Source organism: Rhizobium sp. PL01 (assembly GCF_033447125.1).
Classification (GTDB): domain Bacteria; phylum Pseudomonadota; class Alphaproteobacteria; order Rhizobiales; family Rhizobiaceae; genus Pararhizobium.
Genome location: NZ_JAWQUM010000004.1, coordinates 326387 through 353262, shown reverse-complemented (window position 1 = coordinate 353262; position 26876 = coordinate 326387). Strand labels below are relative to the sequence as shown.

At 59.0% G+C, this 26876-nt stretch carries 29 protein-coding genes; 7 read left to right on the top strand and 22 right to left on the bottom strand.

All coding sequences use genetic code 11. The annotated features are described in order from the left end of the window. Nucleotides 1-197: 197 nt before the first annotated feature. From glmM to tolQ, 9 genes are all read right to left on the bottom strand, one after another. Nucleotides 198-1550, bottom strand: coding sequence for a phosphoglucosamine mutase (gene glmM / locus R6X40_RS12140; protein ID WP_318413885.1), 1353 nt, complete (start codon nucleotides 1548-1550; stop codon nucleotides 198-200). A gap of 373 nt (nucleotides 1551-1923) precedes the next feature. Then, nucleotides 1924-3864 carry an ATP-dependent zinc metalloprotease FtsH gene (gene ftsH, locus R6X40_RS12135; RefSeq protein ID WP_318413883.1) on the bottom strand — a complete coding sequence of 647 codons (1941 nt, stop codon included), beginning with the start codon at nucleotides 3862-3864 and terminating at the stop codon, nucleotides 1924-1926. A 101-nt stretch (nucleotides 3865-3965) separates the two neighbouring features. Further along, nucleotides 3966-5264 (bottom strand): tRNA lysidine(34) synthetase TilS, encoded by a 1299-nt coding sequence (gene tilS, locus R6X40_RS12130; RefSeq protein WP_318414214.1) that lies wholly within the window; start codon nucleotides 5262-5264, stop codon nucleotides 3966-3968. 73 nt (nucleotides 5265-5337) lie between these two features. Beyond that, on the bottom strand, nucleotides 5338-6345 hold the full coding sequence (ybgF, locus tag R6X40_RS12125; protein ID WP_318413881.1) for a tol-pal system protein YbgF: 1008 nt from the start codon (nucleotides 6343-6345) through the stop codon (nucleotides 5338-5340). A 179-nt stretch (nucleotides 6346-6524) separates the two neighbouring features. After that, nucleotides 6525-7049 (bottom strand): peptidoglycan-associated lipoprotein Pal, encoded by a 525-nt coding sequence (gene pal / locus R6X40_RS12120; protein ID WP_318413879.1) that lies wholly within the window; start codon nucleotides 7047-7049, stop codon nucleotides 6525-6527. A gap of 184 nt (nucleotides 7050-7233) precedes the next feature. Beyond that, the gene (gene tolB, locus R6X40_RS12115; RefSeq protein WP_318413878.1) at nucleotides 7234-8538 is read right to left on the bottom strand and encodes a Tol-Pal system beta propeller repeat protein TolB; all 1305 of its coding nucleotides are present in this window, start codon (nucleotides 8536-8538) and stop codon (nucleotides 7234-7236) included. A 37-nt stretch (nucleotides 8539-8575) separates the two neighbouring features. Then, nucleotides 8576-9643 carry a cell envelope integrity protein TolA gene (locus tag R6X40_RS12110; RefSeq protein ID WP_318413876.1) on the bottom strand — a complete coding sequence of 356 codons (1068 nt, stop codon included), beginning with the start codon at nucleotides 9641-9643 and terminating at the stop codon, nucleotides 8576-8578. Between the two features lie 10 nt (nucleotides 9644-9653). Next, the gene (tolR, locus tag R6X40_RS12105) at nucleotides 9654-10115 is read right to left on the bottom strand and encodes a protein TolR (protein WP_318413875.1); all 462 of its coding nucleotides are present in this window, start codon (nucleotides 10113-10115) and stop codon (nucleotides 9654-9656) included. Nucleotides 10116-10159: 44 nt separating this feature from the next. Next, the gene (gene tolQ / locus R6X40_RS12100) at nucleotides 10160-10879 is read right to left on the bottom strand and encodes a protein TolQ (RefSeq protein WP_318413873.1); all 720 of its coding nucleotides are present in this window, start codon (nucleotides 10877-10879) and stop codon (nucleotides 10160-10162) included. A gap of 308 nt (nucleotides 10880-11187) precedes the next feature. On the opposite strand from tolQ, the gene R6X40_RS12095 reads away from it, so the two are divergent. From R6X40_RS12095 to ligD, 3 genes are read left to right on the top strand one after another with little or no spacing between them, the layout of a single operon-like run. Beyond that, on the top strand, nucleotides 11188-11457 hold the full coding sequence (locus tag R6X40_RS12095) for a hypothetical protein (protein WP_318413871.1): 270 nt from the start codon (nucleotides 11188-11190) through the stop codon (nucleotides 11455-11457). Between the two features lie 25 nt (nucleotides 11458-11482). Then, nucleotides 11483-12322, top strand: a complete 840-nt coding sequence (locus R6X40_RS12090) for a Ku protein (RefSeq protein WP_318413870.1) — start codon at nucleotides 11483-11485, stop codon at nucleotides 12320-12322. A gap of 9 nt (nucleotides 12323-12331) precedes the next feature. After that, a complete protein-coding gene (ligD, locus tag R6X40_RS12085; protein ID WP_318413868.1) occupies nucleotides 12332-14959 on the top strand; it encodes a DNA ligase D in 2628 nt (875 codons plus the stop codon). 2 nt (nucleotides 14960-14961) lie between these two features. Here ligD and ybgC read toward each other — a convergent pair whose 3' ends face one another. Further along, nucleotides 14962-15405: a tol-pal system-associated acyl-CoA thioesterase gene (gene ybgC / locus R6X40_RS12080; RefSeq protein WP_318414213.1), complete on the bottom strand. Its 444-nt coding sequence runs from the start codon at nucleotides 15403-15405 to the stop codon at nucleotides 14962-14964. Nucleotides 15406-15523: 118 nt separating this feature from the next. Here ybgC and R6X40_RS12075 point away from each other — a divergent pair, with 118 nt between their 5' ends. From R6X40_RS12075 to R6X40_RS12065, 3 genes are read left to right on the top strand one after another with little or no spacing between them, the layout of a single operon-like run. Then, on the top strand, nucleotides 15524-16744 hold the full coding sequence (locus tag R6X40_RS12075) for an NAD-dependent epimerase/dehydratase family protein (protein WP_318413867.1): 1221 nt from the start codon (nucleotides 15524-15526) through the stop codon (nucleotides 16742-16744). Further along, the gene (locus R6X40_RS12070; protein ID WP_318413865.1) at nucleotides 16741-17613 is read left to right on the top strand and encodes a glycosyltransferase; all 873 of its coding nucleotides are present in this window, start codon (nucleotides 16741-16743) and stop codon (nucleotides 17611-17613) included. The genes R6X40_RS12075 and R6X40_RS12070 overlap by 4 nt, the downstream gene beginning before the upstream one ends. A gap of 13 nt (nucleotides 17614-17626) precedes the next feature. Then, a complete protein-coding gene (locus R6X40_RS12065) occupies nucleotides 17627-18514 on the top strand; it encodes an NAD(P)-dependent oxidoreductase (protein ID WP_318413863.1) in 888 nt (295 codons plus the stop codon). 32 nt (nucleotides 18515-18546) lie between these two features. Here the strand turns inward: R6X40_RS12065 and R6X40_RS12060 are convergent, their stop codons facing one another. The 6 genes from R6X40_RS12060 to ruvC are packed head-to-tail and all read right to left on the bottom strand — an operon-like array spanning nucleotide 18547 to nucleotide 22371. Further along, a complete protein-coding gene (locus R6X40_RS12060) occupies nucleotides 18547-19419 on the bottom strand; it encodes a metallophosphoesterase (RefSeq protein ID WP_318413862.1) in 873 nt (290 codons plus the stop codon). Next, nucleotides 19420-20460 carry a Holliday junction branch migration DNA helicase RuvB gene (gene ruvB, locus R6X40_RS12055; protein ID WP_318413860.1) on the bottom strand — a complete coding sequence of 347 codons (1041 nt, stop codon included), beginning with the start codon at nucleotides 20458-20460 and terminating at the stop codon, nucleotides 19420-19422. Between the two features lie 40 nt (nucleotides 20461-20500). Next, a complete protein-coding gene (gene ruvA, locus R6X40_RS12050; RefSeq protein ID WP_318413858.1) occupies nucleotides 20501-21118 on the bottom strand; it encodes a Holliday junction branch migration protein RuvA in 618 nt (205 codons plus the stop codon). A gap of 13 nt (nucleotides 21119-21131) precedes the next feature. Then, nucleotides 21132-21545: a type II toxin-antitoxin system VapC family toxin gene (locus R6X40_RS12045; RefSeq protein WP_318413857.1), complete on the bottom strand. Its 414-nt coding sequence runs from the start codon at nucleotides 21543-21545 to the stop codon at nucleotides 21132-21134. Between the two features lie 4 nt (nucleotides 21546-21549). Then, complete coding sequence (locus R6X40_RS12040; RefSeq protein ID WP_318413855.1) at nucleotides 21550-21801, bottom strand: AbrB/MazE/SpoVT family DNA-binding domain-containing protein; 252 nt, start codon at nucleotides 21799-21801, stop codon at nucleotides 21550-21552. A gap of 57 nt (nucleotides 21802-21858) precedes the next feature. After that, entirely contained in the window at nucleotides 21859-22371 is a 513-nt protein-coding gene (gene ruvC, locus R6X40_RS12035; RefSeq protein WP_318414211.1) for a crossover junction endodeoxyribonuclease RuvC, read from the bottom strand. 172 nt (nucleotides 22372-22543) lie between these two features. On the opposite strand from ruvC, the gene R6X40_RS12030 reads away from it, so the two are divergent. Next, nucleotides 22544-23545 carry an LLM class flavin-dependent oxidoreductase gene (locus R6X40_RS12030; RefSeq protein ID WP_318413853.1) on the top strand — a complete coding sequence of 334 codons (1002 nt, stop codon included), beginning with the start codon at nucleotides 22544-22546 and terminating at the stop codon, nucleotides 23543-23545. Nucleotides 23546-23591: 46 nt separating this feature from the next. Here the strand turns inward: R6X40_RS12030 and R6X40_RS12025 are convergent, their stop codons facing one another. The 6 genes from R6X40_RS12025 to R6X40_RS12000 form a co-directional block, all read right to left on the bottom strand. Further along, entirely contained in the window at nucleotides 23592-23948 is a 357-nt protein-coding gene (locus R6X40_RS12025) for a cupin domain-containing protein (protein WP_318413851.1), read from the bottom strand. A 90-nt stretch (nucleotides 23949-24038) separates the two neighbouring features. Beyond that, nucleotides 24039-24785, bottom strand: a complete 747-nt coding sequence (locus tag R6X40_RS12020; RefSeq protein WP_318413850.1) for a YebC/PmpR family DNA-binding transcriptional regulator — start codon at nucleotides 24783-24785, stop codon at nucleotides 24039-24041. A gap of 87 nt (nucleotides 24786-24872) precedes the next feature. Further along, complete coding sequence (locus tag R6X40_RS12015; protein WP_318413848.1) at nucleotides 24873-25352, bottom strand: hypothetical protein; 480 nt, start codon at nucleotides 25350-25352, stop codon at nucleotides 24873-24875. Nucleotides 25353-25368: 16 nt separating this feature from the next. Further along, nucleotides 25369-26208: an MBL fold metallo-hydrolase gene (locus R6X40_RS12010; protein WP_318413846.1), complete on the bottom strand. Its 840-nt coding sequence runs from the start codon at nucleotides 26206-26208 to the stop codon at nucleotides 25369-25371. Nucleotides 26209-26323: 115 nt separating this feature from the next. Further along, nucleotides 26324-26632 (bottom strand): BrnA antitoxin family protein, encoded by a 309-nt coding sequence (locus tag R6X40_RS12005; RefSeq protein WP_318413844.1) that lies wholly within the window; start codon nucleotides 26630-26632, stop codon nucleotides 26324-26326. Further along, a complete protein-coding gene (locus tag R6X40_RS12000) occupies nucleotides 26592-26873 on the bottom strand; it encodes a BrnT family toxin (protein WP_318413843.1) in 282 nt (93 codons plus the stop codon). Before R6X40_RS12000 ends, R6X40_RS12005 begins: the two co-directional genes overlap by 41 nt. Nucleotides 26874-26876: the final 3 nt, after the last annotated feature.

Sequence of the window (26876 nt, the reverse complement as noted above, 5' to 3'; positions counted from 1 at the left end):
GCCAGAAAACCGGCCTCCAACAAATTGTGTTGACATGGATCATGAATAGGAAAGGTTAAGGTCTGATTAACTACAAAAATTTACCGTAGTTGTTAATGATTTTGCTTCCAGACAAAGCAACGCACACCGCTCCGTAAGCAACAAATAAAAAAGGCCGGAGAAAACCCGGCCTCTTCAAGTCTGGTGGGAGATGCAAATCAGGCGACGTTGCGCACGCCGCCGATTACGCTGATCAGTTCGTCGACGATGCGCTCCACCTGGCCTCTGTCATCGCCCTCCGCCATGACGCGGATCAAGGGCTCGGTGCCCGACGGGCGGATCAGCAAGCGGCCATTTTTGGCTAACTCGGATTCGGCGTCGGCAATGGCCTGGCGCACAGCGGCATTTTCAAGCGGCATACCGGCCGACACCCGGACGTTCTTCAACACCTGCGGCACAGGGTCGAAGCGATGGCAAACTTCGCTGACGGTTTTGCCCTGGCGCTTGACACACGCAAGGATCTGAAGGGCGGCAACAAGGCCGTCGCCGGTGGTGCCGAAGTCCGAAAGAACCAGATGGCCGGATTGCTCGCCACCGACGTTGAAGCCGTGCTGGCGCATATGCTCGACCACGTAGCGGTCGCCAACCTTGGTGCGGTGGAGATCGAGGCCACGGCCGTTGAGATAACGCTCCAGGCCGAGATTGGACATCACTGTCGCGACAATACCATTGCCCTTGAGCACGCCGTCGTCGGCCCAGCTGTTGGCGATAACCGCCATCAACTGATCACCGTCGATAACGGTGCCGTTCTCATCAACGATCAGAACGCGGTCGGCATCGCCATCAAGCGCGATACCGATATCAGCCCGCACCTCATGCACTTTCCGCGACAACGCAGCCGGATGCGTCGAGCCGCATTCAAGGTTGATATTGACGCCGTTCGGCTCGTTTCCGATGGTCACCACGTCGGCACCAAGTTCCCAAAGAGCCAGAGGTGCGACCTTGTAGGCAGCGCCGTTGGCGCAGTCGATGGCGACCCTCAGTCCCTGCAGAGTCACATCGCGCGGCAGCGTGCGCTTGGCATGTTCGATATAACGATAGATGTCGCCTTCAACGCGCTTGGCCCGCCCGATCTCCTGGGATTTGGCGAGCTGTGCCGTCATGTCCTTTTCGAGAAGATCTTCGATCTGAGCTTCGATCTCGTCGGATAGCTTGTAGCCGTCCGGGCCGAACAGCTTGATGCCATTGTCTTCAAACGGATTGTGCGAGGCCGAAATCATCACGCCGACATCGGCGCGCAGCGAGCGCGTCAGCATGGCGACGCCGGGCGTTGGAATAGGCCCAAGCAGAAACACGTCGAGGCCTGCAGCGGTAAAGCCGGCCACCAGCGCATTTTCCAGCATGTAGCCGGACAGCCGGGTGTCCTTGCCGATCACCACCCGGTGGCGATGCGCGCCGTTGCGGAAGATGGTGCCGACGGCAATGCCGACCCGCATGGCCAGATCAGGTGTCATTGGAAAGACATTGGACTGCCCGCGGATACCATCCGTGCCGAAATATTTGCGCTTCATAAAAACTCCAATTTTTTTCAGGGGTACCAGCGGCTCACCAGGAGAGCACGTCCGGCGACATCGCCCTGCATTCCATCTCAAGCCCAATGGGTCACTTCAAGAAGCTGTCGCCGGGGAGCGCCATAAACGACGGCTCTTCCACAGCGCTCCCGCTCTCAGTCATACCTGCGGATAAACCAAAATCCGACATGTCCCTTTGGGCATGCTGCGCTAAGTCATGCCATAAATCTTGCGCAACAACATCCCGTTGTATCATCAGAATTCATTACAGCACGTTACCAAGCTGGAGCCGGCCAAAACCAGTAGACACAAACGAAAACCGCCGCGCATCAGGGCGCGGCGGTTCCATTTCGATTTTTTTACTTCACGCAGACTATTGTGGCTGTGGTTCAAAACCGCCTTCAGCTTCATCGCCCTTGCCGACAGAACCGTCTTTCTTGGTTCCAGCCGACGGAACAGCCGAACCGCGGTGCGGTGTCGAATCGTCGCCAAGGTCACGGGCAGGCTTTTCGCCACGGATCAAGGCCTTGATCTCCTCACCGGTCAGCGTCTCGTATTCGAGCAAGCCTTCGGCGATCGCAACGAACTCGCTGTGCATCTCGGTAATGATCCGCCGAGCTTCCATATAAGCCTCGTCGATCAGGCGGCGAACTTCGTTGTCGATCTTCTGGGCCGTCGCTTCAGACACGTTTTTCGTCTGAGAAACCGAATGCCCGAGGAAAACCTCCTGCTGGTTTTCGCCATAGGAAACCTGTCCGAGCACATCGGAGAAGCCCCACTGCGTGACCATTGCCCGGGCAAGCTTTGTGGCCTGCTCGATGTCGGAAGACGCGCCGGAGGTGATGTTCTCCTTGCCGAATGTGATTTCCTCGGCAACGCGGCCGCCCATCATGATGGCGAGGCGCGAAACCATCCACTTGTAGCTCATCGAATAGCGGTCGCCTTCGGGGAGCTGCATGACCATGCCGAGCGCACGGCCGCGTGGAATGATCGTCGCCTTGTGCAGCGGATCGGCTACAGGAACCTTCAGCGCCATGATGGCATGACCAGCTTCGTGATAGGCAGTCAGCTTCTTTTCGGCTTCGGTCATGGCAGACGAGCGGCGTTCCGCGCCCATCATGATCTTGTCCTTGGCGTCTTCGAATTCCTGCATGGTGACGACGCGCTTGTTGCGGCGCGCAGCCATCAGGGCGGATTCGTTGACCAAGTTCATCAGGTCGGCACCGGAAAAGCCCGGTGTGCCACGTGCGAGAACCTTGAGATCGACATTCGGAGCCAAAGGCACGTTGCGGACGTGCACCTTGAGGATGCGTTCGCGGCCATTGATATCCGGGTTCGGGACGACAACCTGACGGTCGAAGCGGCCCGGACGCAACAGTGCCGGGTCAAGAACGTCGGGACGGTTGGTCGCAGCGATCAGGATGATGCCTTCATTGGCCTCAAACCCGTCCATCTCGACCAGCAACTGATTGAGCGTCTGTTCGCGCTCGTCGTTACCGCCGCCAAGCCCGGCACCGCGATGGCGGCCGACGGCGTCGATTTCGTCGATGAAGATGATGCAGGGCGCATTCTTCTTGGCTTGTTCGAACATGTCGCGAACACGGCTTGCGCCGACACCGACGAACATTTCAACGAAATCCGAACCGGAAATCGTAAAGAACGGTACGTTGGCTTCACCGGCGACTGAGCGGGCAAGAAGAGTCTTACCGGTGCCGGGAGGACCAACAAGCAGCACACCGCGCGGAATACGGCCACCAAGGCGCTGGAATTTCTGCGGGTCGCGCAGGAATTCGACAATTTCCTCGAGGTCCTGCTTGGCTTCATCCACGCCTGCGACGTCGTCAAACGTGACGCGCCCGTGCGCTTCGGTCAAAAGCTTGGCCTTGGACTTGCCGAAACCCATCGCACCACGTGAGCCACCCTGCATCTGGCGCATGAAGAACAGCCAGACACCGAGGATGAGCAGCATCGGCAGCAGCGTTCCGACATAGCTCAGGAAGCCGGACGAACCATCGGTTTCGGGGCGAACCGTCACGGTTACATTCTTGGCTTCCATCCGTTCGGTCAGGGCCGTGTCGATGGCAGGCGCATATGTCTGGAAAGTCGCGCCACTCTCGGCATACGAGCCGATCACCTTGTTGCCGGTGATCACCACTTCCTTGACGCGACTTCCGTCAACGTCCTTCAGGAACTGGGAAAAGGGAACTTCCTTCGAACCAGTGCGCTCGGTCGGCTGTTGGAACATGCTGAACAGCGCGATCAAAAGCAGGGCAATGATTGCCCAAAGTGCAAAATTTCTGAAATTAGGGTTCATCGAACTCCCCGGAACCTCTGTAGCAACCCGCAATGATTTGTGGCTGCATTCTTGCCCCTAACATAGGGTTGCGTGACCGGCTTGCCAAGGCAAACTCAAGACTAACCTGACTTTTCCGTCAAAACATCGTGAACCGGAGGAGTAAGATAGTGGTCACGGCCAAAGAGCGCGGCAATGCTGTTGGCCATCATCAGGTCGAAACACGGCAAAAAGGTGTCGTAAAGGTCAATATGGCTTTGCACGCAAGGCGTTGGCAGCAAAGGAACCGCAGCATCCGAATGAGATGATACCCCCTCCATAGCAAAAAGACCGATGGCCGATTTCACGGCGCGTTTGGCCACCGGTTCGGGTAGGCCTGCGGCAATCAGTCTCGCGCGCAATTCGGCCGTCTCACCGCCTGCGCGAACGGAAATACGGTCCGAACCTGTATTCCTGACCCTAAAGCGGCCATCCCAGAGGCCACGCTCACCCGGCTGGAGTTCGATTTGCGGCAGGTCTCTCGCCTCGCGATAGAGATAGAGCCCCGACTTGCGGCGATCGAAAACCACGCGCCCGGCCGTCATACGGCCGCCCTCTGCATCTCCTAGAAAGGTGGCAAGCCGCGCTGCGGTCTCGCGGCCGGCAAGATGGTGACGTCCACCCACTACGGCAGCGATGGATAAAACCGCACGCGCACTATCAGTGTCAGCCATGTTGGCAAAGAGCGCAGGGTCGACCCGCGCCACAAGTCCGTCGAATCCCTGCGCATGCCGGGCAAGTAGTAGCGCGGTACGCTCGCTCGAACCAATACGGGCTCTCCCTGCCGCCCGGATATCCGCAGACGACGTTCCGTCCCCGTTCAGTTCCTGCCGGACACGCACGCGCTCGAAACGCCGGTTGCTGTTGCTCGGATCGTCGAACCACCCCTCGCCGCGCGCCGCGAGAAATGCACGAATCTCAGCCCGGCACAGATGGAGAAAGGGACGCCAGACCCACGCGCGGCGGTCGACAAGAACCCCGGCGGCCATGCCGGCCAGACCAGGCGCGTCAGGCTCCGACCGGCTTTGCCGCATGGCAATCGTTTCAATCTGGTCGTCGATGGTATGGGCCGTGACGATGCAGATGGCGCCGGTACCCTGCGCCGCATCGGCGAGAAGCCCGTAGCGCGCTGCGCGGGCAGCCGCTTGAATGCCGGATACCGGCTTGTCGCCCTGCCATTGGCGGATGGTATGTGGAATGCCTTTTTCAGCGCAGAAGGCCGCGACCACGCGCGCTTCCTCAGCGGATTCGGGCCGCAGCGCATGATCGACGGTACAGGCGGACAAAGAAAAGGCTGAGAAGCCGCCAAGCGTGATCGCGTCATGCAGCGCCAGAAGCAGACCTTTTGAATCGCTGCCGCCGGAAACGGCGGCAAGGATCATGCCGGGTGTCTTGAATGTGGAGAGAAATTGTTTTGCCGAATCAATGGCGGCATGCGGCGCGGTGCGGTCCGCCTCAGCAGGCAAGGCGGCCCTGTTCGCTGGCAACCTTGGTCTTTACCGCCTGCGAAGCCTTCGGATAGCGCTTATTGACCTCGCGCAGCGTGGCGCAGGCCGTGTCCTTGTTGTCGAGCGCCGCCAGCGACATGCCGAGCTTCAACAGCATCTCCGGCGCCTTCGGCGACTTGCTGTAGGCTTGGTGCGCATTCAGGAACGTCTTGGCGGAATCGTTGAACTTGCCCTGGGAATACTGCGCCTCACCCATCCAGAAGCTGGCATCCGCGGCTTTTTCGCCTTTCGGGAACGCTTCGAGATAGGATCGGAATTCGTTTTCGGCCTTGCTGTAATCACCCGTCAGCACATGGCCATAGGCCGACTGATAGAGATCGCCGGGATTATCAAGCGCTGCCGTCTGCTGTTGGCTGTCCGGCGTCTCATTGATGCCCTGATCCGCACCCGGAAGCGTCGATTCAAGGCTCGATGTATCCTGGTTCGCAGCGACGGGATTGCCGTTTTCGTCAAAGACGATCTGGCCAAGCGTCGATGACGGTGTGCCAGGGCTCGTATTGGTATTGGCACCGGCAACGGTACCCGATCCCAAACCTGCGTTGGGATCGGTTGCCGTTGCCTGATCAGTCGCTGCCGGCGCGGTGCCGGAAGCCAGATCGTTGGTGCGCGGTGTTTCCAGCTGGCTCTTCTTGGTAGAGCCCGACTTGCCACCTTCCAGTTCCTGGAAACGAAACTCGTTGTCCTCCTGGAATTTGCGGATCTGCTCCTGCATCTGCAGAAGCTGGAAACTCATTTCTTCGATACGCCCGTTGAGCGAGCGGATCTGTTCCTCGAGCTGCCCGATGCGTCCAACCTCGTTCGACTGGATCTTCAGCAGCGGCGCCTTGCCCGGCGATTGGGCTTCGCCGTGGATTGCGCGGTTAAACAGCGCGGAAAGCGGCATGGCGGTCACTGTCTGTCCAAACCCCGCAAAGGCAGTCAGGCCGATCAATCCCGCCACGACAAAATGTTTCATGTCATGTGTCCTGTTTATGTATCCACTCTCATCCGAGCCGGTTCAAATCGGTTGACGGATGATTGCCGCACAGTTTTCCAATTGGTCTCAAAAAGCAACGGAGTTCGGTAAAAGTGTGACAAAAAAGAAAAGGCGGCCCGAATGACCGCCTTCTCGAGAGATTATTGAATGTCCGGCAATTACATGCCGGCGCCGCCGAGAACCGTGACAGCGCGACGGTTCTGCGACCAGCAGGAAATGTCGTCGCAGACGGCGACCGGCTTTTCCTTGCCGTAGGAGATCGTGCGGATCTTGGAGGCCGAGATCCCGCGCGAGGAGAGATATTCCTTGGCCGACGCGGCACGGCGTGCGCCAAGTGCCAGGTTGTATTCGCGGGTGCCGCGTTCGTCGGCATGGCCTTCGACCGTGATGGCGTAGTTCGGATACTTGGCCAGCCACTGCGCCTGACGATCAAGCGTTGCCTGGGCGTCTGCGCGGATCGACGTGGAGTCCGTATCGAAGAAGATGCGGTCGCCGACATTGACGGTGAAGTCCTGGGTCGAGCCCGGTGTCGCCGCGTTGGCACCGAGGCCGAGATCGCCAGCGCTGTTCATCGGCTTCTTTGCGCAGGCTGCGAGTGCCAGACTTGCAAAGAGAGCGATCATGATCGGGTTGCGGGCGATGGATTGCATGCGGCCTGCGGCCTGGGCGTGAATGCGGCTCATGGGCCGGTCTCCTTGGATGGTCTGTCTTAATTCAGGGTTGCCAGACTGTAACCGGAAGCGGTTAATCCCATTTCAACGGATATGGTTAGCAGACTGTTAAAATTCGCTTGGAGGCTTGCTAGATCAGTCCTTTGCGGCGAGAAAGCGGCAAATTCGCCATATTCCCCGCCGCACCGTCACAATGCTATTCGAGCAGTGGCGACCATGCCGGGTCGGACGCAAAGCCCTTCGTCTGGACCAGCTGTTCGTTATAGCCGGTCAGATCGATGGAATAGAGCTGCGGTCCGCCAGCACCAGAGTTCTGGCGGAAGAACATCAGGACGCGGCCATTCGGAGCCCAGGTCGGGCCTTCATTGTGGAAGCCGGTCGTCAGGATGCGTTCGCCCGAACCGTCTGGCTTCATCACGCCGATCGAGAACTTGCCGCCCGACTGCTTGGTGAAAGCGATCAGATCTCCGCGTGGTGACCAGACCGGGGTCGAATAGGAGCCGTCGCCGAACGAGATCCGGTTCTGTCCACCACCGCCGGAGCTCATGACATAGAGCTGCTGACGGCCGCCGCGGTCGCTTTCAAAGACGATCTGGCCGCCATCCGGCGAGTAGGATGGCGAGGTATCGATTGCCGCAGTCGATGTGAGGCGCGTCGTGGTGCGCGAACGCAGATCCATCGTGTAGATGTTGGCATTGCCATCCTGCTGCAGGCTCATGATCACCCGCTGGCCATCCGGCGAGAAGCGCGGCGCAAAGGTCATGCCGGGGAAATTACCGACCACTTCCCGCTGTCCGGTTTCGAGCTGCAGCAGATAGACGCGCGGCTCATTGCCCTCGAAGGACATGTAGGTGATTTCCTGCTTGTTCGGCGAGAAACGCGGCGTCAGCACGATATCGTTGGAATTGGTGATACCGCGCGCATTGGCGCCGTCCTGGTCCATGATGGCCAGCTGACGCTTGCGCGCCGTCTTCGGGCCGCTTTCGGCGACATAGACGATGCGGGTATCGAAATAGCCTTTTTCACCGGTGATCTGCTCATAGATCGCATCGGCGATGATATGCGCGACACGGCGCCAGTTTTCCGGCTGGGTGAAGAACTGCTGGCCTGCCATCTGCTGGCCGGCAAAGCTATCCCACAGGCGGAACTCAGCCTTCAGACGGCCATCGCCCTCCTGGGTGACACGGCCGGTGACCAGCGCCTGCGCATTGATGACCTTCCAGTCTTCAAAACGCGGAGCGGCATCCGGATTGGTGATCTTCTCGATGAAGGCAGTTTTGGCGATCGGCGCAAACAGGCCGGAGCGCTTCAGGTCGGCTGCGACGACGTCGGAAATCTTCTGGCCCAGCTCACCCTGCAGGAAATCGGTGATGGCGATTGGCAAAGGCTCGACATTGCCCTTGCTGATATTGATTTCCACGCGTGCATGTGCGGGTGCGGTCATCAATGTGACCATCGTCACGAGCGCGACGAGAAAACGGAAGGGGTTGCGTTTCAACATTGTAACGGAGCCTTTCAGCCATTCATTCTATGATATTCTAGAGCATGGAGCTTGGATCGAAATTGACGACCACTTCGCTCCAGGAATCGTATTTGTCTGCGGGCAGGTTATCGAACGGCGCCGACTTCATGATGGCGCGCCGCACGCTGCCCTCGAAGGTTCGCCGAGCAGCATCCGTTCCACCGGAGGCGACCACTTCAGGCCGTCCGATGATCTCGCCATCCTTGCCGAGCTGCATCGTGACCGTGATCGTCAGACCTTCGGCACCGGAGATTCCGGCAACAACGGACCAATTGTTCTCGATCCGGCCCCGCAGCGCATCCATTTCGCTGGCAGACAGCGTGTTGCCAGTCGTTTTCTTCGCACCGAGCGAAGCCGTTTCGGTGGACCGCTTCGTGCCGCCGCCAGACGAGTCCTGCTTGTTGAGGAGAGCCGACACTTCATCAGCATCGAAATCCGACTTCATCGCCGTCGATGTCTTCTTCTTTTCCGTCTTGGTTTCTTCGTTCTTGCGATCCGGCGTCTTGGCCGTCTGTGCCGGCTGCTCTACCTTGGGTTTTGCCATCGGCGTCGGAACCTTGTCCGGCAAGGCTTCCGCATCCGGTTTTTCCGCAGGCTTCTCCTCGGCGGGTGTCTCGGCAGGCTTAGGGTCGGGCTGAACCTCCTGCTTCGGCTCCGGCAACGCGGCAACTTCCGTCGCAGGCTCCGATGCCGGCTTTTCTTCGGTCACATCGGGCGTGTCTTCCTTCACCGGTTCAGGTGTCGGCAGTGGCTTTTCTTCAGACTTGATCGCCCCGGTCGATTCCTTCTCGATCGGCTTGGATTCTGGTTTTGGTGGTGTTTTCAGATCGACACTATTGTCACCGGTATTCTCACCAGTGTTGATTTCGGCCGGCTTTTTTGTCGGGATAGGCGAAGGCTTCTCGGACTTCGGAGCCTTTGCGTCTCCCTGCTGCAATTGGGTCAGCTCTTCGACAGACACCATATCGACCGGAATGGACTCCATGCTGGAGACCTCGAACGATTTGGGACTGCCAAGCGACACCAGCGCCCAGGTCAGAACCAGGCCATGCAGCACAGCGGATGTGATGAGACTGCTCTTCATCGTACGCGCTCTACTGGCCCTTCTGCGGCTGGGTGACGAGACCGATATTCTTGAATCCGGCTTCCTGGATGCGCGCCATGACATCGGCGATCACGCCATAAGGCGCCGTCGCATCACCACGCACGAAGATGCGCTCGCTGTAGCCTGTCGTCGCAATCGCCTCGAGCTTGGCTGCGACCTCTTCGACCGGGATCGGCGTTTCCTGCAGGAAGACCTGACCATCGGTCTTGACCGAAATGGTGATCGGCTGGGTTTCGGCATTCAGCGCCTTCGCCTGCGTTTCCGGCAGGTCGATCGGCACGCCGACCGTCATCATCGGAGCGGCAACCATGAAGATGATCAGAAGCACCAGCATGACGTCGACGAACGGCGTCACGTTGATTTCGCTCATGACGCCCTTGCCGCCGCGGCCACGGCCACGGCCACGACGGCCGCCACCCTTCGATCCACCACCTGCTGCTGACATACCCATGGTCTATCTCCGTATTCGTACCGTTCAGGCTTTTACTGCGCGGCTTATTGTGCAGCTTGGCGCGGCTGCAGCTTTTCATCGATCTGGCGCGAAAGAATGGCCGAGAATTCGTCGGCAAAACCTTCCATGCGCGCCGTCAGCTTGCCGGCATCAGCGGAGAATTTGTTGTAGGCGATAACCGCCGGGATAGCGGCGAGAAGGCCGATGGCGGTGGCCAGAAGCGCCTCGGCGATACCGGGAGCAACGACTGCGAGGTTGGTCGACTTCGAACCGGCGATCGCCTGGAACGAGGTCATGATACCGACGACCGTACCGAACAGGCCGACGAACGGGCCGGCGGAACCGATGGTTGCCAGCGATCCGAGCCGCGATTCCAGCGCTTCTGCCTCACGTGACAGCGTCACATCCATCGCCCGGTCGATACGCATCTGCAGACCGATCGGCGAACGGGCGCCGCGCTCGAACGACTTCTTCCATTCGCGCATGGCCGAGACAAAGATCGCGCCCATGCCGGAGTTCGTCCGGTCGGACAGCGTCCGGTAAAGCTCTTCCAGCGACTGGCCGGACCAGAATACCTGTTCAAAGGCATCCAGCTGGCGGCGTACCTTGCCGAATTTCATCGACTTGTCGACGACGATCGCCCAGGTCCAGATCGAAGCGCCAATCAGTCCCAGCATGACCAGCTTCACGACGAAGCCTGCTTGCATGAATAGCGACCACAGCGTCACATCTGTCGTCGCTGCAGCCAATCCAACCTGTTCCATAGTCTCAAATCCCCGAATCCAAACGCCCGGCAAGAGCAGTCACATGCTCACAGCCAGGGTGCTCAAACGTCATTGTTGCAAGATTGACCCGGCAGCCGCCGATAACCGGCTTCATGCCGATCTTTAAGCTTCCTGTCTGCCTTTTTGCGTTCAATCTTGGTGAAAGGATGACGTGCACTGCACAAAACCCTAATATGTGCATTAAGACATCATTATGGTTAAGAGAGTCTTACTATACTGCACTGCAATGACGTCTTCACAAAGACTTGGCTCGCGGAACAATCCCTGCCCTGCCGCGTTTGATCGCCATGAGCACCATCACGCCAAAAAAATCGCCCAAACGCCCCTCGCGGCGGCACTTCGATCACCGTGACCGCCTCATCCTTGCGCTCTACGCGCAGCTGAGAGCAGAACGAGAGACGCGCGAAGCACTGGAATGGGCAATCGAGAACGGTGCTATCTCGCCGGACGTATTGCAGGCCATGATATCTGATCCGGTACCTGTGATTACCAGCGAGGACGTGGCCGCTCTGGAACGTCTGCTGGCTCGCGACACCAGCGCGAATATTCCGCACTAAACCGACACACGGAAAAGGTGGCGACATGGTATCGCGTGCATTGTGGAAAGGGCAGCTGCGCCTTTCCCTCGTTTCCATCCCCGTTGAAGTGTTCAGCGCCACCAAGACCGGCGCGCGCTTTGCCTTCCGCCAGATCCACGAGCCCTCCGGCAAGCCTGTGCACTACGACAAGGTCGTCGATGGCATCGGGCCGGTCGACACCGACGAAATCGTCAAGGGCTACGAATATGAGAGCGGCAAGTATGTCCTGCTCGAACCGGAGGAAATCGACGCCGTCAAGCTCGAGACCAAGAAGACATTGGAACTGGTGCAGTTCGTCGATGCTTCCGAGATTTCGCCGATCTACTATGACAAACCCTATTACGTCGTTCCCTCCGACGATCTGGCAGAGGACGCCTATCGGGTGGTTCGGGATGCTCTTCGCAAATCGGGCAAGGTGGGGCTTGGCCAGCTGACGTTGCGCGGGCGCGAATACATTGCAGCCATCAAACCTTGCGGCGACGGCCTGCTTTTGGAGACCCTGCATTATGCCGACGAACTGCGCAAAGCAGACCCGATGTTCCATGGCCTTTCCGGTAAAACCTCCGATGACGATCTTTTGGAGGTGGCAACCGCCCTGATCGACAAGAAGACGGCACCATTCGACGCCACAACTTTCAAGGACAATTACTCGACGGCGCTGAAGGAACTGGTGCAGAGAAAACTGAAGGGCAAGAAGGCCAAGATCGAAGTCGAGGAAGAGGAAGACACCGGCAAGCGCGGCGACAATGTCGTCGATCTGATGTCGGCACTCAAGAAGAGCCTTGAAAGCAGCAGCGCCAAGGCCTCACCGAAGAAACCCGCTCAGAAGAAAAAATCCGCGTGAGGCACCACCATGGCCGAGCATCCCGATACCCTCTCAGAGTATAATCGCAAGCGCGACTTCACCAAGACCGCGGAGCCGAAAGGTGCATCGAAACGGGCCAAGGCGGGCAAACTTTTCCTGGTGCAGAAACACGATGCGACCCGGCTGCATTACGACTTCCGGCTGGAATGGAAGGGCGTTTTGAAGAGTTGGGCAGTGACGCGCGGTCCGAGCATCAATCCGGAAGACAAGCGTCTTGCGGTGCGCACCGAAGATCACCCAATGGCCTATGGTGACTTTGAAGGCACGATCCCGAAGAAGCAATATGGTGGTGGCACGGTGATGCTGTGGGATACCGGCTGGTGGGAACCGGACAACGATCCCGACGAAGGGCTGAAGGACGGCAAACTGAAATTCCACATCCACGGACAGCGCATGAATGGCGGTTGGACGCTGGTGCGGATGAAGCCGCGCAATGGCGAGAAGCGTGAGAACTGGCTGCTGATCAAGGAGCATGACGAGGAAACCGGCGAAGACGGCGAAAGCCTGCTGACGGACAACCTGACCAGCGTGAAAACCGGCCGTTCGATGGAGGAGATCGCCTCCGGCCAGGGCGAAAAAAATGCGCATGTCTGGGAATCCGACAAAAGTGCTGCCGATAATGTCAAAGCGGGCGCTATTGCTAAGGAGACACCCAAGCCGAGGCATGAACGGAAGCGCGCCGGCGATGCGCCTGGATTCGTCAAGCCGCAACTCGCGACACTCGTTGCGGACGCACCGGCAGGCGAAGACTGGCTGAATGAAGCCAAATTCGACGGCTACCGCCTGATGGTTTCCATCGGCAAGGATGGCATCACCTGCTTCACCCGCACAGGGCTCGACTGGACGGAAAAATTCCCCGACATCGCCCATGGGTTCGGGGCGCTGGATTGTGACAACGCTTTGATCGACGGTGAAGCCGTCGCGGCCTCAGACGAAGGCTCGAAATTTTCCGCCCTGCAGAGGGCCATCAAGACCGGCGGCGAAACCCGATTCTATGCCTTCGATCTCCTGCACCTCAATGGCAAGGATTTGCGCAAGACGCCTCTGGTCAAACGCAAGCAAGCCCTAAAAGCTCTCTTGGAAACACTGGGGCCAAGCCGTGCCATTCAGTATAGCGAGCATGTCCGTGGCAATGGCGAAAAGGTCTTCCAAGCCATGTGCAAGGCTGGTCAGGAAGGCATCATCGCCAAGAAAGCCGATGCGCCGTACCGGGAAGGCCGCGTCGGCAGCTGGCTGAAGATCAAATGCACCAAGAGGCAGGAATTCGTCATCGGCGGCTACTCGCCCTCCGACAAGCGCGGCCGGGCCTTCGCCTCGCTCTTGGTCGGCGCATATGAAGGCGAAAAATTCGTCTATCAGGGCCGCGTCGGCACCGGGTTCGACGAGGAGACGATGTCCGGCATGGCCGCCCGGTTTTCAAAACTCACGCGCAAGACCTCGCCGTTCGAGAGAGTCCCGAACGAGATCGCCCGCGACGCAATCTGGCTGAAACCCGAGCTTGTGGCGGAAGTCGATTTCGCCGAGTTTACCGATGATGGTCATATCCGCCATGGGGCCTTTCAGGGCCTGCGCGAGGACAAGGAGGCTTCTGCCGTGACGCCCGAAACAAAGAGATCACCAGTGCCACAAAAGGTTGCAGCGAAAGAACCGGCAGCCACCGCACAAAAACCCGAACCCGCTACCGACCAGAAACGCCCAGCGCGCAAAGACAAGGATGTAGACGGCGACGTGCTCGGTATCCGGATTACCCATGCCGACCGATTGCTGTTTTCCAATCCAGATATCACCAAGATCGATCTCGCCCGTTATTACGGCGTCGTTGCCGATCGTATGTTGCCGTTCGCCGCCAAACACCCGGCCTCGATCCTGCGCTGCCCGCAAGGGCCGGATCATCAGTGCTTTTACCAGAAACATGCAGGCGACGGCTTTCCCGATGAGATCCATCAGGTTCCCATCCAGGAATCCGACGGCAATACCGCCAATTACCTCTACGTCGATGATGCCAAGGGTTTGGTGGCCGCTGTCCAGATGGGCACGATCGAATTGCATATCTGGGGCTCGACCATCGACAATCTCGATGCCGCCGACCGGCTGGTCTTCGATCTCGATCCAGACCCGAGCGTTACGTTCGAAACGGTCAAGCAGGCGGCGATATCACTCCGGGGAGCGCTGGACGAGCTCGGTCTGAAATCCATCGCCATGATTTCTGGCGGCAAAGGCATTCATGTCATCGTGCCGCTGTCACGACGCGCGCCGTGGGAGGACGCCAAGGCGTTTGCCAAGGGACTTTCCGCCAAGATCGCCAATGACGATCCGGACAACTACATCGCCACAATGTCCAAAGCCAAGCGCAAAGGACGCATCTTCATTGACTGGCTGCGCAACGAACGCGGCTCCACCGCTGTCGCCCCCTATTCGGTGCGTGCCCGCGCCAATGGCCCGGTCGCCACGCCTATCAGCTGGGACGAACTGGACGATCTCGATGCCGCCAATGGCTTTCACATTCCCGATATTCTCGAGCGGCTGGAAAGCGGCATCGATCCCTGGGCGGAAGCAAACGACTGGAAACAGAGCCTGACCAAGGCGATGCTGAAAGCCGTCGAGGCCGACGGCTGACCTCAGCCCTCCCCGAGAAACTTCTTGCCCAAAGCCTCCGGCAACCGCCGCGGCCGCCCCTGACCGTTGATAACGGCAATGATCACCTTGGCTGCGATCAACAGCATGCCCTCGCGGCGGATTTCCTGGGCGAGCACCATCTTGGCGCCACCGGCCTTTTCCGTCGCCGTGGTGATCGTCAGGATATCGTCCATGCGGGCCGGCTGCTTGAAGTCAATCTCCATGCGGTGGACGACGAAGACAAGGCCTTCGGTATCGTCCTCGATCGCCAGCGTCGCCTGTTCGACACCGAGAAGACGCAGATAATCGGTGCGCGCCCGCTCCATGAAATGGAGATACCGGGCATGATAGACGACGCCGGAAAAATCCGTGTCCTCGTAATAGACGCGCTGCACCAGCCGATGTCCGGCATCCGTCAGCTCGCCGGAAAGCGCAATCAAGGTCATAGGCATCCTCTGGTTTTCTTTTTCTGTGGCGGAACAAACTGCTTTTGGCAAGCATTGTCGTCCTGTCACAATCCGCCCCTATCACCATCCCAATGGTCCACCTGAAGGAGTTGCCTGCATGAAAATTGCTGTCCTTGGCGGTGATGGTTTCGTCGGTTGGCCGACGGCCCTGCATTTGTCCGACGCCGGACACGAGATCCACATCCTCGACAATCTCTCGCGCCGCTGGATCGATACGGAGCTTGGCGTCCAGTCACTGACCCCGATGGACTCCATTCAGGAGCGCACCCGTATCTGGCACGCCGAAACCGGCCGCCGCATCCACTTCCATCTGATCGATCTTGCCCGCGACTATGAGCTTTTGAAAAATTGGCTCGCGGAAAACCGCCCGGATGCCGTCATCCACTTTGCCGAACAACGGGCCGCTCCCTATTCGATGAAGAGCGACCGCCACAAGAACTACACGGTCAACAACAACGTCAACGCCACCCATAACCTCTTGAATGCTTTGGTCGAAATCGGCCTCGATGCCCATCTCGTCCATCTCGGCACCATGGGCGTCTACGGTTACTCGACGGTCGGTGCAGCGATACCCGAAGGGTATCTTCCGGTTGGCATCGAGACCGAAAGCGGTGAAACCGCGAAACAGGATATTCTCTATCCGGCCAATCCCGGCTCGATCTATCACATGACCAAATGCCTCGATCAGTTGCTGTTCCAGTTCTATGCCAAGAATGACGGCATGCGCATCACCGACCTGCATCAGGGCATCGTCTGGGGCACGCATACCCAGCAGACCCGCCGCCACGAACAGTTGATCAATCGCTTCGACTATGACGGCGACTATGGCACCGTTCTCAACCGCTTCCTCATCCAGGCGGCAATTGGCTATCCGCTGACCGTGCATGGCACCGGCGGCCAGACCCGTGCCTTCATCCACATCCAGGACTCAGTCCGTTGCATCGAACTGGCGCTGGAAAACCCGCCGCAGCGTGGCGATCGCGTCGAGATCTTCAACCAGATGACCGAGACGCACCGGATTCGCGACCTTGCCGAAATGATCGCCGGTCTGACCGGTTCCGACATCGCCTGGCTGCCCAATCCGCGCAAGGAAGCCGCCGAAAACGATTTGGTGGTGCGCAACGAGAAATTCCGCGAACTGGGTCTTAATCCGATCCGGCTGCAGGACGGCCTGCTTGCAGAGATTGTCGATGTCGGCAAGAAATACGCTTACCGTGTCGACCGGAGCCGCGTGCCGGCCGTTTCGGCCTGGACCAAGGACATCGCCGCCAAGATCAACCACGATCCCGAAGGAAGAAGGCTGAAATCGGTTTCATGACACAGCCAGGCACGGCCTCAGAAGGTGTTGCGCCCTCCGGCCCTGCGCGATCGCGGTACGCATTCGTCACCCTGGTGACGAATGCCGACTACGCGATGGGCGCGACCGCGCTTGCACGGTCGATCCGGATGACAGGAACGCAGGCCGATATCGTTGTTCTCCATACTAGGGGTGTCGATGGGCATGCTCTGACACCACTCGCCGAGTTTGGCTGCCGGCTTGTCGCCACTGACCTGTTGCCGCTATCGGATGCCTTCAACGAACGGCATGCCCGCAAGAGTATTCACCGTACGGCCCCCTTCACTAAGGGCCGTAAACCGGACTTTCACTCGCCACTCGACAATTTCTGCAAGCTGCGGCTCTGGCAACTGATCGAATACGAGCGCTGCATCTTCATCGATGCAGATGCGCTGGTGCTGAAAAACATCGACCGTTACTTCGACTATCCAGAATTTTCAGCCGCACCGAATGTTTACGAAAGCCTTGCCGATTTTCAGCGGCTGAATTCGGGCGTCTTCGTTGCCACACCATCCGTGAAGACGTTCGAGGCGATGTTGCAACAGCTCGATACTCCGGAAGCCTTCTGGCCGCGCACCGATCAGACATTTCTGCAGGACTTTTTCCCGGAATGGCACGGGCTCCCGGTCACGATGAATATGCTGCAATATGTATGGTTCACCATGCCGGCGCTGTGGGATTGGTCATCGATCGCCGTGCTGCATTATCAATATGAAAAACCGTGGGAAAAAGACCATCCGAAAGCGGAAAGACTGCGCCCGCTGATCAATCTCTGGCATGCTTTCTTCAGCGGCAAGGCTATTCCGCATATCGCCGATCTGCCAAACCCCGGCCCGCCAAGCCCGGAGTGACATCAGGAAGCCCATGACACGCGTTCTCGTTTCCGGCGGCACCGGCTATGCCGGCCGTTTCATCGTCGAGCACCTGCTGGCCAATGGTTACAAGGTCACCGTTGGCGGCCGTACCGCGCCCGAGCCGGGCTTCTTTTCAAGAGACGTTGCCTTCGTGCCACTGCGGCTCGACCCGGATGCCGACCAGATCGAGGCCTTCGATCACGTCTATTACTTCGTGCACGCCGCCTTCGATCATGTGGCCGGAAAATATCGCGGCGGCGAAGGGGACGATCCCGAAGGGTTTCGGCGCGCCAACCTGGACGGAACCGTGCGGCTGTTCGAGACCGCCCGCGATGCCGGCGTGCGCCGCTGTGTTTTCCTGTCGAGCCGCGCCGCCTACGGGGCCCAAGCGCCCGGCATTGTGCTGAACGAGGGTATGGCCGGCAAGCCCGACACGCTGTATGGCGAGGTCAAGCTGCAGGCGGAGCGAAGCCTCGCCTCTCTCTGCGGCCACGGCTTCGTCACCGCAAGTATCAGGGCAACCGGCATCTACGGCCCTGCTGGACCGGGGCAGCGGCAGAAATGGGCCGGGCTGTTCGAAGACTATCTCGCAGGCAAACCTGTTTCGCCCCGCGCCAGCACCGAAGTGCACGGCGACGATGTCGCATCGGCCGTGCGGCTGATGCTGGAATCAGACACCGTGCGCATCAATGGCGAAACCTTCAACGTTTCCGATCTCCTGACAGACAACCGGGAGATCCTCTCCCTCCTGCAGCGCGCCACACACTGTCCGCATCCCTTGCCTGCCGCCGGCGATACGGCAGCCTGCAACCCGATGGGCACCTGCAAGATCGAGGCGCTGGGCTGGAAGCCCGGTAGCTTGGAGTTGCTCAGAGAGACAGTCGAACATCTGGCCTAGCCCGGCAGGCTGCGGCCAAGTCCGGTCATGGTCTATCCAAGGTCGACAACGACGATTTCCGGCGGTGAACCAAAACGGATGGGCAGGATCGAGCATCCCAGACCACCGGAAACGATCAGGTTGCGATCGTCTTCAACGATATGGCCATAGGCGTAGCGGTTGTGGTAGCGGGACGGCACGACCGGTGAATAGCCAAACAGGCGGATCTGCCCGCCATGCGTATGCCCCGACAGCGTCAGGGAGACCCGGCCGGGCACTTGCGGGAACACGTCCGGCTCATGCGCCATCAGGATAACCGGCGCATCATCGCTGACGTGCGCCATGGTGGCAGGCAGATCGTCGAAACCCGGCCAGGGGCCGATCTGGTCAGCCAGGCCTGCAAGCCAGAAGCCCTCGCCGTCCTTCTCGAAACGGCTGGCGCGGTTGTCATAAAGGGGAACGTTGATGGATGAGAGGGCCGTATGGACGAGCGTCGGTCCTTTCCCGGACGCCATCGCGCCGGGATCGTCGAGCCAGTCATGGTTCCCCATGACGGCGTGAACGCCGAGCGGCGCGGACAGAGCGGCAAGCTCACGTGCCCAGTCTTCCGGCGCCACATGTCCTGTCCTTACCCGCATACCGGATAGAAAATCCCCTAAAAGCAGGATCATGTCGCCGCCCAGTCCATTGGCCTGCCTGCAGATTTCACCGATCCGCTTTGGCGACATCCACGGATTACAGGCATGAATGTCGGCAAGGACAACAAGTCTCAACTTCAATCCGGCCGGCCATTTATCCGGAACGAGTGCATAGCGCTGCACGCGCGGCTGACGGACCGGCTCGATACCGACGGCATAAGCGCCCGTGGCTATGCCGGTCAGCATCATGGTTGCGACCGTCCCTAAAAAACCGCGCCGGGAAATCAATCAATCATCCTCTTGGAACAGGCGGAATTGGGTGGCTTCCAGATCCTTCGGGACCTGCAATCCTAGGTGTTTCCATGCATTTGCGGTCAAAATACGCCCGCGCGGTGTACGTTGGATGAAACCCTGCTGAATCATGTAGGGCTCGATGATATCCTCGATTGCATCGCGGGGTTCGGACAGCCCTGCCGCAATGGTCTCGATACCAACCGGGCCACCGCCAAAGTTGAGTGCGATCATCGTGAGATAGCGCTTGTCGAGTTGGTCGAGCCCCATATTGTCGACCAGCAACCGGGTCAGCGCCTCATCGGCGATCTGCTTGGTGACGGCTTCAGCTTTGGCGACCTCGGCAAAATCGCGCACCCGGCGCAAAAGCCGTCCAGCGATACGCGGCGTGCCACGCGCCCGGCGGGCAATCTCGCGTGCGCCGTCATCGGTAATGCCAAGTCCCATCAACCGTGCCCCCCGGCGCACGATCAATTCCAGTTCTTCGACCGTATAGAAGTTCAACCGCACCGGAATACCGAAACGATCCCGCAGCGGCGTCGTCAAAAGCCCGAGCCGGGTGGTGGCAGCGACCAGCGTGAATTTCGACAGGTCGATCTTGACCGAGCGTGCTGCAGGTCCTTCCCCGATGATCAGATCCAGCTGAAAATCCTCCATCGCAGGATAGAGAATTTCCTCGACAGCCGGGCTGAGCCGGTGGATCTCGTCGATGAACAGCACATCCCGGTCTTCGAGATTGGTCAGCAACGCCGCGAGATCCCCCGCCTTGGCGATCACCGGACCGGAGGTCGAGCGAAAATTGACACCGAGTTCCTTGGCCATGATCTGCGCCAAGGTCGTCTTGCCGAGGCCGGGGGGGCCGACGAACAGGACGTGATCCAGCGCCTCGCCCCGGTTTTTCGCCGCTTCGATAAAGACCTTCAGATTGGCGCGCGCTTCCGCCTGGCCGGTAAACTCATCCAGCGATTGGGGACGCAAGGTCGTATCGAGGTCCTCGCCGCGCTTTTCCGGTGCGATCAGTCTCTGCTCTTCACTCATGAACACTCAATCTCATGCCTTACACGTCAGGGCAACGCACTTAGCGCGCCAGTTCCTTTAGCCCCAGCCGGATCAGCTTGGCGCTATCCAGCCCCTCGCCGCCATTCTTGAGCGCCGCCGCCACCGCATTGGCTGCCTGATCGCGCGAATAGCCGAGATTGCTGAGCGCCGAGACCGCATCGGAGACCGGTGCAGAAGCAACGCCTTCACCCAGTTCCTGCTTCAAGCCGATATTGGCACTCGCCTCCCCGGCAAAGGCCGGAGCCTTGTTCTTCAACTCGGTGACGATGCGCACGGCAACCTTTGGCCCGACCCCTGGCGCCCGGGACACGGCTGTCTTGTCCTGCAGCGCAATGGCATTGGCCAGTTCGCCCGGCGTCAGAATAGACAGAACCGCAAGCGCGACCTTGGAGCCGACACCCTGAACGCTCTGCAACAGCCTGAACCATTCCCGCTCCAGCGCCGACAGGAAACCGAACAGCCGCAACTGGTCCTCGCGCACATAGGTCTCGATAAACAGCACGATCGCTTCGCCGGACGAACCGATTTTCGACAATGTCCGCGACGAGCAATGAGCGACATAGCCGACGCCGTGCACGTCCACCACGACATGGTCGTCGCCGATCTCGTCGATCGTTCCCTTGAGTTTGCCGATCATGGCGCAAAATCCTTCATGGGTGAGTTTCCGGTGTGATCAGTTCGACTGAGGGGAAGTACGTCCGATAACCTTTTGGGTCTCGGGTCAAAAGACTATGTCCCCGGATGGCCGCGTGTGCGCCGATCAGAAAGTCCGGCAGCACCCGCTCGCGCGCACCACCAGCCAACCTGTATCTGCGAAATGCAACGCCTGCCGCAAACGCCGCGCTCCAAGGCAGATTTTCGCGACTATAATCTGCTTCAGGCAGGAGATAATCGACATCTTCCATACGTTCGTAACGCACAGAAAACTCTGAATAGATGACTGGGTTGATGACAATGGCACCCCGTTTTGCTGCCGCAAAGATTTGGGCTTTGGACCAACCGTGCCAATTCGGATCCCGAACGGCAATATCGACCAGGACATTCGTATCCACCAAGGTCGCCATCTGCCTAGCGATCCCGCGTCATTTCCATGAGCCTGTCCGCATTGATCTCTTGATTGCCCGTCCCCTCCAGCCGCTGCAAAGATTCGAGGAACCGCTCCAGGCGGAGCCGATCTTCTAATTCTTGCTTGCCGTCTTTCGGAACGATCGTGAGCTTGCCGCCTTCCATCGCGAAAATGACCTCGCTGTTGGGCGCTATACCGGCCAGCTCCCGCAAATCCCGAGGGATGGTTACCTGGCCTTTTGACGTGACACGCATTGGCTTGCTCCTCTGAAGTAAGAAATATCCTTACCAATAGAACAAGTCAAGAACATATCAACCAGCCAGCGCCGCCATACGCATCCGCGCGCCGCCGCGATTGTGGGCGTGGCAGATGGCGATCGCCAGCGCGTCGGCAGCGTCGTCGCCTTTGAATTCCGCCTTCGGCATCAGAATCTTTAGCATCATGTGGATCTGGCGTTTCTCGCCGTGACCGACACCGATGACCGACTTCTTGACCGCGTTTGGCGCATATTCCGCCACCGGCAGCCCTGCACGTGCCGGAACCAGCATGGCGATACCACGTGCCTGTCCAAGCTTCAGCGTCGCCACGGCATCCTTGTTGACGAAGGTCTGCTCGACAGCCGCCTCGTCAGGTTTATGGGTATGGATCACATCGGCCAAGCCATCATGCAGCTGGCAAAGCCGGGAGGCCAGATCCATGTCGCCATCGGAGGTGACGGTACCGGAGGCGACGAAGCGCAGGGAATTTCCGAGCGTATCGATAACGCCCCAGCCAGTGCGGCGAAGGCCAGGATCGATGCCGATGATACGAATCGTGTTGTGCATGGTTGGAAGCTTAATACTCATGCCCGGATGCTGCCAGCAGAATGTGAACAAAACAAAAACATCGACTACAATTTGGCGATACAGGCTGATCACATGCCATCGGCGGACTTGGATTTACCAAATTCGATCTTACATTGGCTTCTATCAGTTCCATTCATCGAAGGCTTTTCCCATGGTGCCCTTTTCGATCCTCGACCTTTCCCCGATCACGCAGGGCTCGAACGCCTCCCAGGCGCTGAAGAACTCCCGGAGGCTGGCGCAGGAAGCCGAAGCATCCGGCTACAAACGCTTCTGGCTGGCCGAACATCACGGCATGAAGGGGATCGCCAGTGCGGCGACCTCGATCGTCATTTCGCATGTGGCGGCCGGCACCAAGACTATCCGCGTCGGTTCTGGCGGCATCATGCTGCCAAACCATTCGCCGCTGGTGATTGCGGAGCAGTTCGGAACGCTGGCAGCGCTCTATCCCGGCCGTATCGATCTCGGCCTTGGCCGCGCACCGGGGACGGATATGCGCACAGCATCGGCGCTTCGCCGTAACATGGAAGCCAGTGCCAACAATTTCCCCAATGATGTCGTCGAGTTGCAGGCACTGCTCGGCCCGCTCAAGGACGGTCAGGACCTGATCGCCGTGCCCGGCGCCGATAGCAATGTGCCGATCTGGTTGCTCGGCTCCAGCCATTTCAGCGCCCATCTCGCCGGCATGCTTGGCCTGCCCTTCGCGTTTGCCTCGCATTTCGCGCCGGACATGCTGCTGTCGGCGCTCGAAATCTATCGCGAGCGTTTCGAGCCATCGCAATATCTCGACCAGCCCTATGCCATGGTCGGCATCATGGGCGTTGCGGCCGATACCGATGACGAAGCCAACCACCTCTTCACCTCGATGCAACAGTCTTTCGTCGCTCTGCGCCGAAACGCCCGCGGTCAATTTCCTGCCCCAGTGGATTCGATGGACAGCCTATGGAGCGACAATGAGAAAATCTTCGTCGATCACGCCATGACCTATGCGGTCGTCGGCGGGCCTGAGACCATCAAGACGAAGCTCGACAAGTTCATCGACCAGACCGATGCCGATGAGGTGATCGTTTCCATGCCGATCTACGACATGGACGCCCGGCTGAAATCGGTGCGGCTGTTTGCGGATGCGCAACAGCAGCTCGCGAAAGCAGCATAAAAAATACCCCGGAGAAATCCGGGGTATCCGTTACCTCAATCGTGGATCAAGCCGAAACTTTGAAATCGAAGTGCTTGCGCACCGTTTCGAGGATTTCCCACGTACCTTTGAAGTCGGCCTCGACGACGAAGGCATCGCCTGCGCTGACGGTAACCGGCGTGCCGCCATCGGGTGTGATGATGATCTTGCCGGCGATCATGTGCACGAATTCGTAAGCCGTGTAGGTCGCGTGATAGGTGCCGGGCGTCGCTTCCCAATAGCCGGAGACCATCGAGCCGTCCGAGGACGTATGAAGCGCCCAGGTCTTCATTGTCGGCGTGCCGGCCACGACAACCCAGCCATCCAGTGTTGCCGGATCGCCGTCAGCGGGCACGGGTGTCGCAAGTTTCGTCACAGTCTGCATGATCAACATCCTCTCGAAAAGACAGGAGCCTAATGCTCAACTGTCGGAACTGGCTTGCCAATTCCGACAGGCGGTGACGTGAACTGGAATTTAGGCCGAAAGCTTGGCCATGACTTCGTCGGAGACTTCGAAATTGGTGTAGACGTTCTGAACGTCGTCGTCGTCTTCGAGTGTATCGATCAGCTTCATCAGCGACTGGGCGCGTTCTTCATCGACCGGCACGGTGTTCTGGGCTTTCCAGATCGCCTTGACCGTGTCGGCTTCGCCGAGTGTCGCTTCAAGCGCCTTGGAAACGTCGCCGATATCTTCGAAACCGCAGATGATGAAGTGCCCATCCTCGTCGGTCATCACATCCTCGGCACCGGCTTCGATTGCCGCTTCCATCACCTTGTCGGCATCGCCAGCCGAAAGCTTGTAGGAGATTTCGCCGACGCGATCGAACGAGAAGGACACCGAACCGGTTTCACCCAGCGCGCCGCCGGCCTTCGTGAAGGTCGAGCGGACGTTGGAGGCAGTGCGGTTGCGGTTGTCGGTCAGTGCCTCGACGATAACGGCAACGCCGCCCGGACCATAACCTTCGTAGCGGACTTCTTCGTAGTTCTCACCATCGGCGCCGGAGCCCTTCTTGATGGCGCGCTCGATATTGTCCTTCGGCATCGACTGTGCCTTGGCGTTCTGGATTGCCAGACGCAGGCGCGCATTCATCGTCGGATCAGGCAATCCACCCTTGACCGCGACGGTGATTTCGCGTGCGAGCTTGGAGAACATTTTCGACCGCACGGCATCCTGACGGCCCTTGCGGTGCATGATGTTTTTAAACTGTGAATGGCCGGCCATGGCGCCCTCTTCTCATACTCGTCATGTTTGGAATTGGGCGCCTTATAGTTTCATTGGAGCTTTGCGTCCAGAAGGGCCGGCTTTTTTTCAGTTGGCGGCAAGGCGCTTGCGGCTGAGGAAGAACGAATGGCCGTCGTTTCGCTCGCAGGAAAGGCCGGTGCGGGTCGAAAGGCAGGAGAACGGGCCGGCAGCCCAGGTCTGGCCATAGTCAAGCACCGGGCCTGCCGAGCAGCAGCTGGGATCACCGACATCATTGGCAATCGTCGCAGTCCCTTTGCGAGACAGTGTGGCGCGCACATAGCGAGGCTCGACCCGGTCACAGGACAGTTCCGGGCCACCATCCGCAGGCTGATAGACCTGCGTTCCGCCTTCCGGCGTATAGATACAGCCGATATTGCCGGAAGGCAAAACGAACTCTTCCTGACGCCCGAATGTTTTTGTTTCCGGCACAGTGACGGGCGTCTTGTCACCTTCCGCCGTCGGCGAGCGCGGTGGCGGGGCGGCATCGGCCAGAACCTGTTGTGTCATGGAGAGAACGGCAAGAAGGCAGGCTGCGAGAAATTTCATTCCATGAATCCCAAGGTCAGACACCCTGCAGGATATAAATCAGCGGCTTCTTTGGCAAGGAACGCATCGACACCGTGACGCTTGCCTGCGGCGCAAAGCTCTTGTCGAAACCATCACCGAACATCTGCAGGAAACTCGTGACCGGAGGGCCGCGCCGGTGCATCGGCAGGATCAGCGACGAGCGGAGCCGCGTCACCACCCGGCTCATGCTTTCCGCTCCCATCGTCAGGCCGCCATCGACCGGCACCATCAAAACATCCAGCCGCCCGATCTCTGCGTAATCCGTATCGTCAAGCTCGTGATGCAGATGACCGAGATGACCGATGCAGAGGCCCGCGACCTCGAAGATGAAGATCGAATTGCCGTCCGGCTCCATCATTGCCCCGCCTGCGCGGATATCCGTCGTGACGTTGCGGATATAGGCATCGCCGACCACGACATCGTGATCCGCCGGCTGACCATTGTCGCCCCACCCATGCAACACATGCTTGATCGCCGGATCCGGCGTCAGCGTATAATGGCTGGAATGCGCCTTGTTCATGGTGACCACGTCCGGCAGCTTCGGTGGTGCGTACCAGCCGCTATAGTCCGTGGCGATCGACACACCGCCCGGCGTTTCGATCAGAAACGTCGAATGACCGACATAGGTGATCTCAAGGGCGTCTCCCGCCGAAGCCTGAACGTTAAGGGCGGTCGACGGCTTGAAACTCGCGAAGGTAACGTCAGGGAGAGACCGGGCGATCGCCTGGCATTGGCTGACCGGTGGGCGCGCGCTCTGCGCGTGGGCCGGCATCGGCCACATGGTATGCAGAAGAACGATGGCGGCAAATGCAAGCAGGATCAATCGCGGCATCATGCACCTCATAGCACCAAGGTTGGCATGAGCGCAGAGGATAGACAGGCAAAGCGCGAGGTCCAGCCCGGATTGCTGGGCTGCCGCTCACAATTACGTCATTAGAATAATGATCAGCTCAGGGTTTTGCTTGCTTCAGGATCTCATTGACTCGAGCCTGCCAGCCCTTGCCAGTCGCCTTGAACTTCGCGATGACATCGGGATCAAGGCGCAGTGAAACCTGCTGTTTACGCACTTCAACGATCGGGCGCCCACGAGAACGACGGATGCTTTCCATCAGTTCAGGAAAAACCTCTGCAAAGGGACGCGCTAGCGACAGTTCCTCATCGGTCGCTTCCGGGCCGTCCGGATCGCTGGCTATCTTTCTTTGGATTTCTGCCTCTTGCTCATCCGTCAGCTGCGGGATTTGCGGCTTGTGAACGTTCATGAGCCAACCTTTCCTTTCTGCTTGCCAGGCGGTGCGAGATAATCGAAATACCTTCGGTGCCGAGCGTGACAAAAACCACGGAGACCACGCCGGGCCGCACGACACCGATCGCCATCAATCGGTCCTTCTTAACCGGAACGATCGTGGCGCTTGCAAAGAAGTCCAGCGTCAAATCCGCGAAATCAAACCCATGCTTCTCTAAATTGAGCTTCCGCTTGATCTCATCATAGACGATTTTCATAAT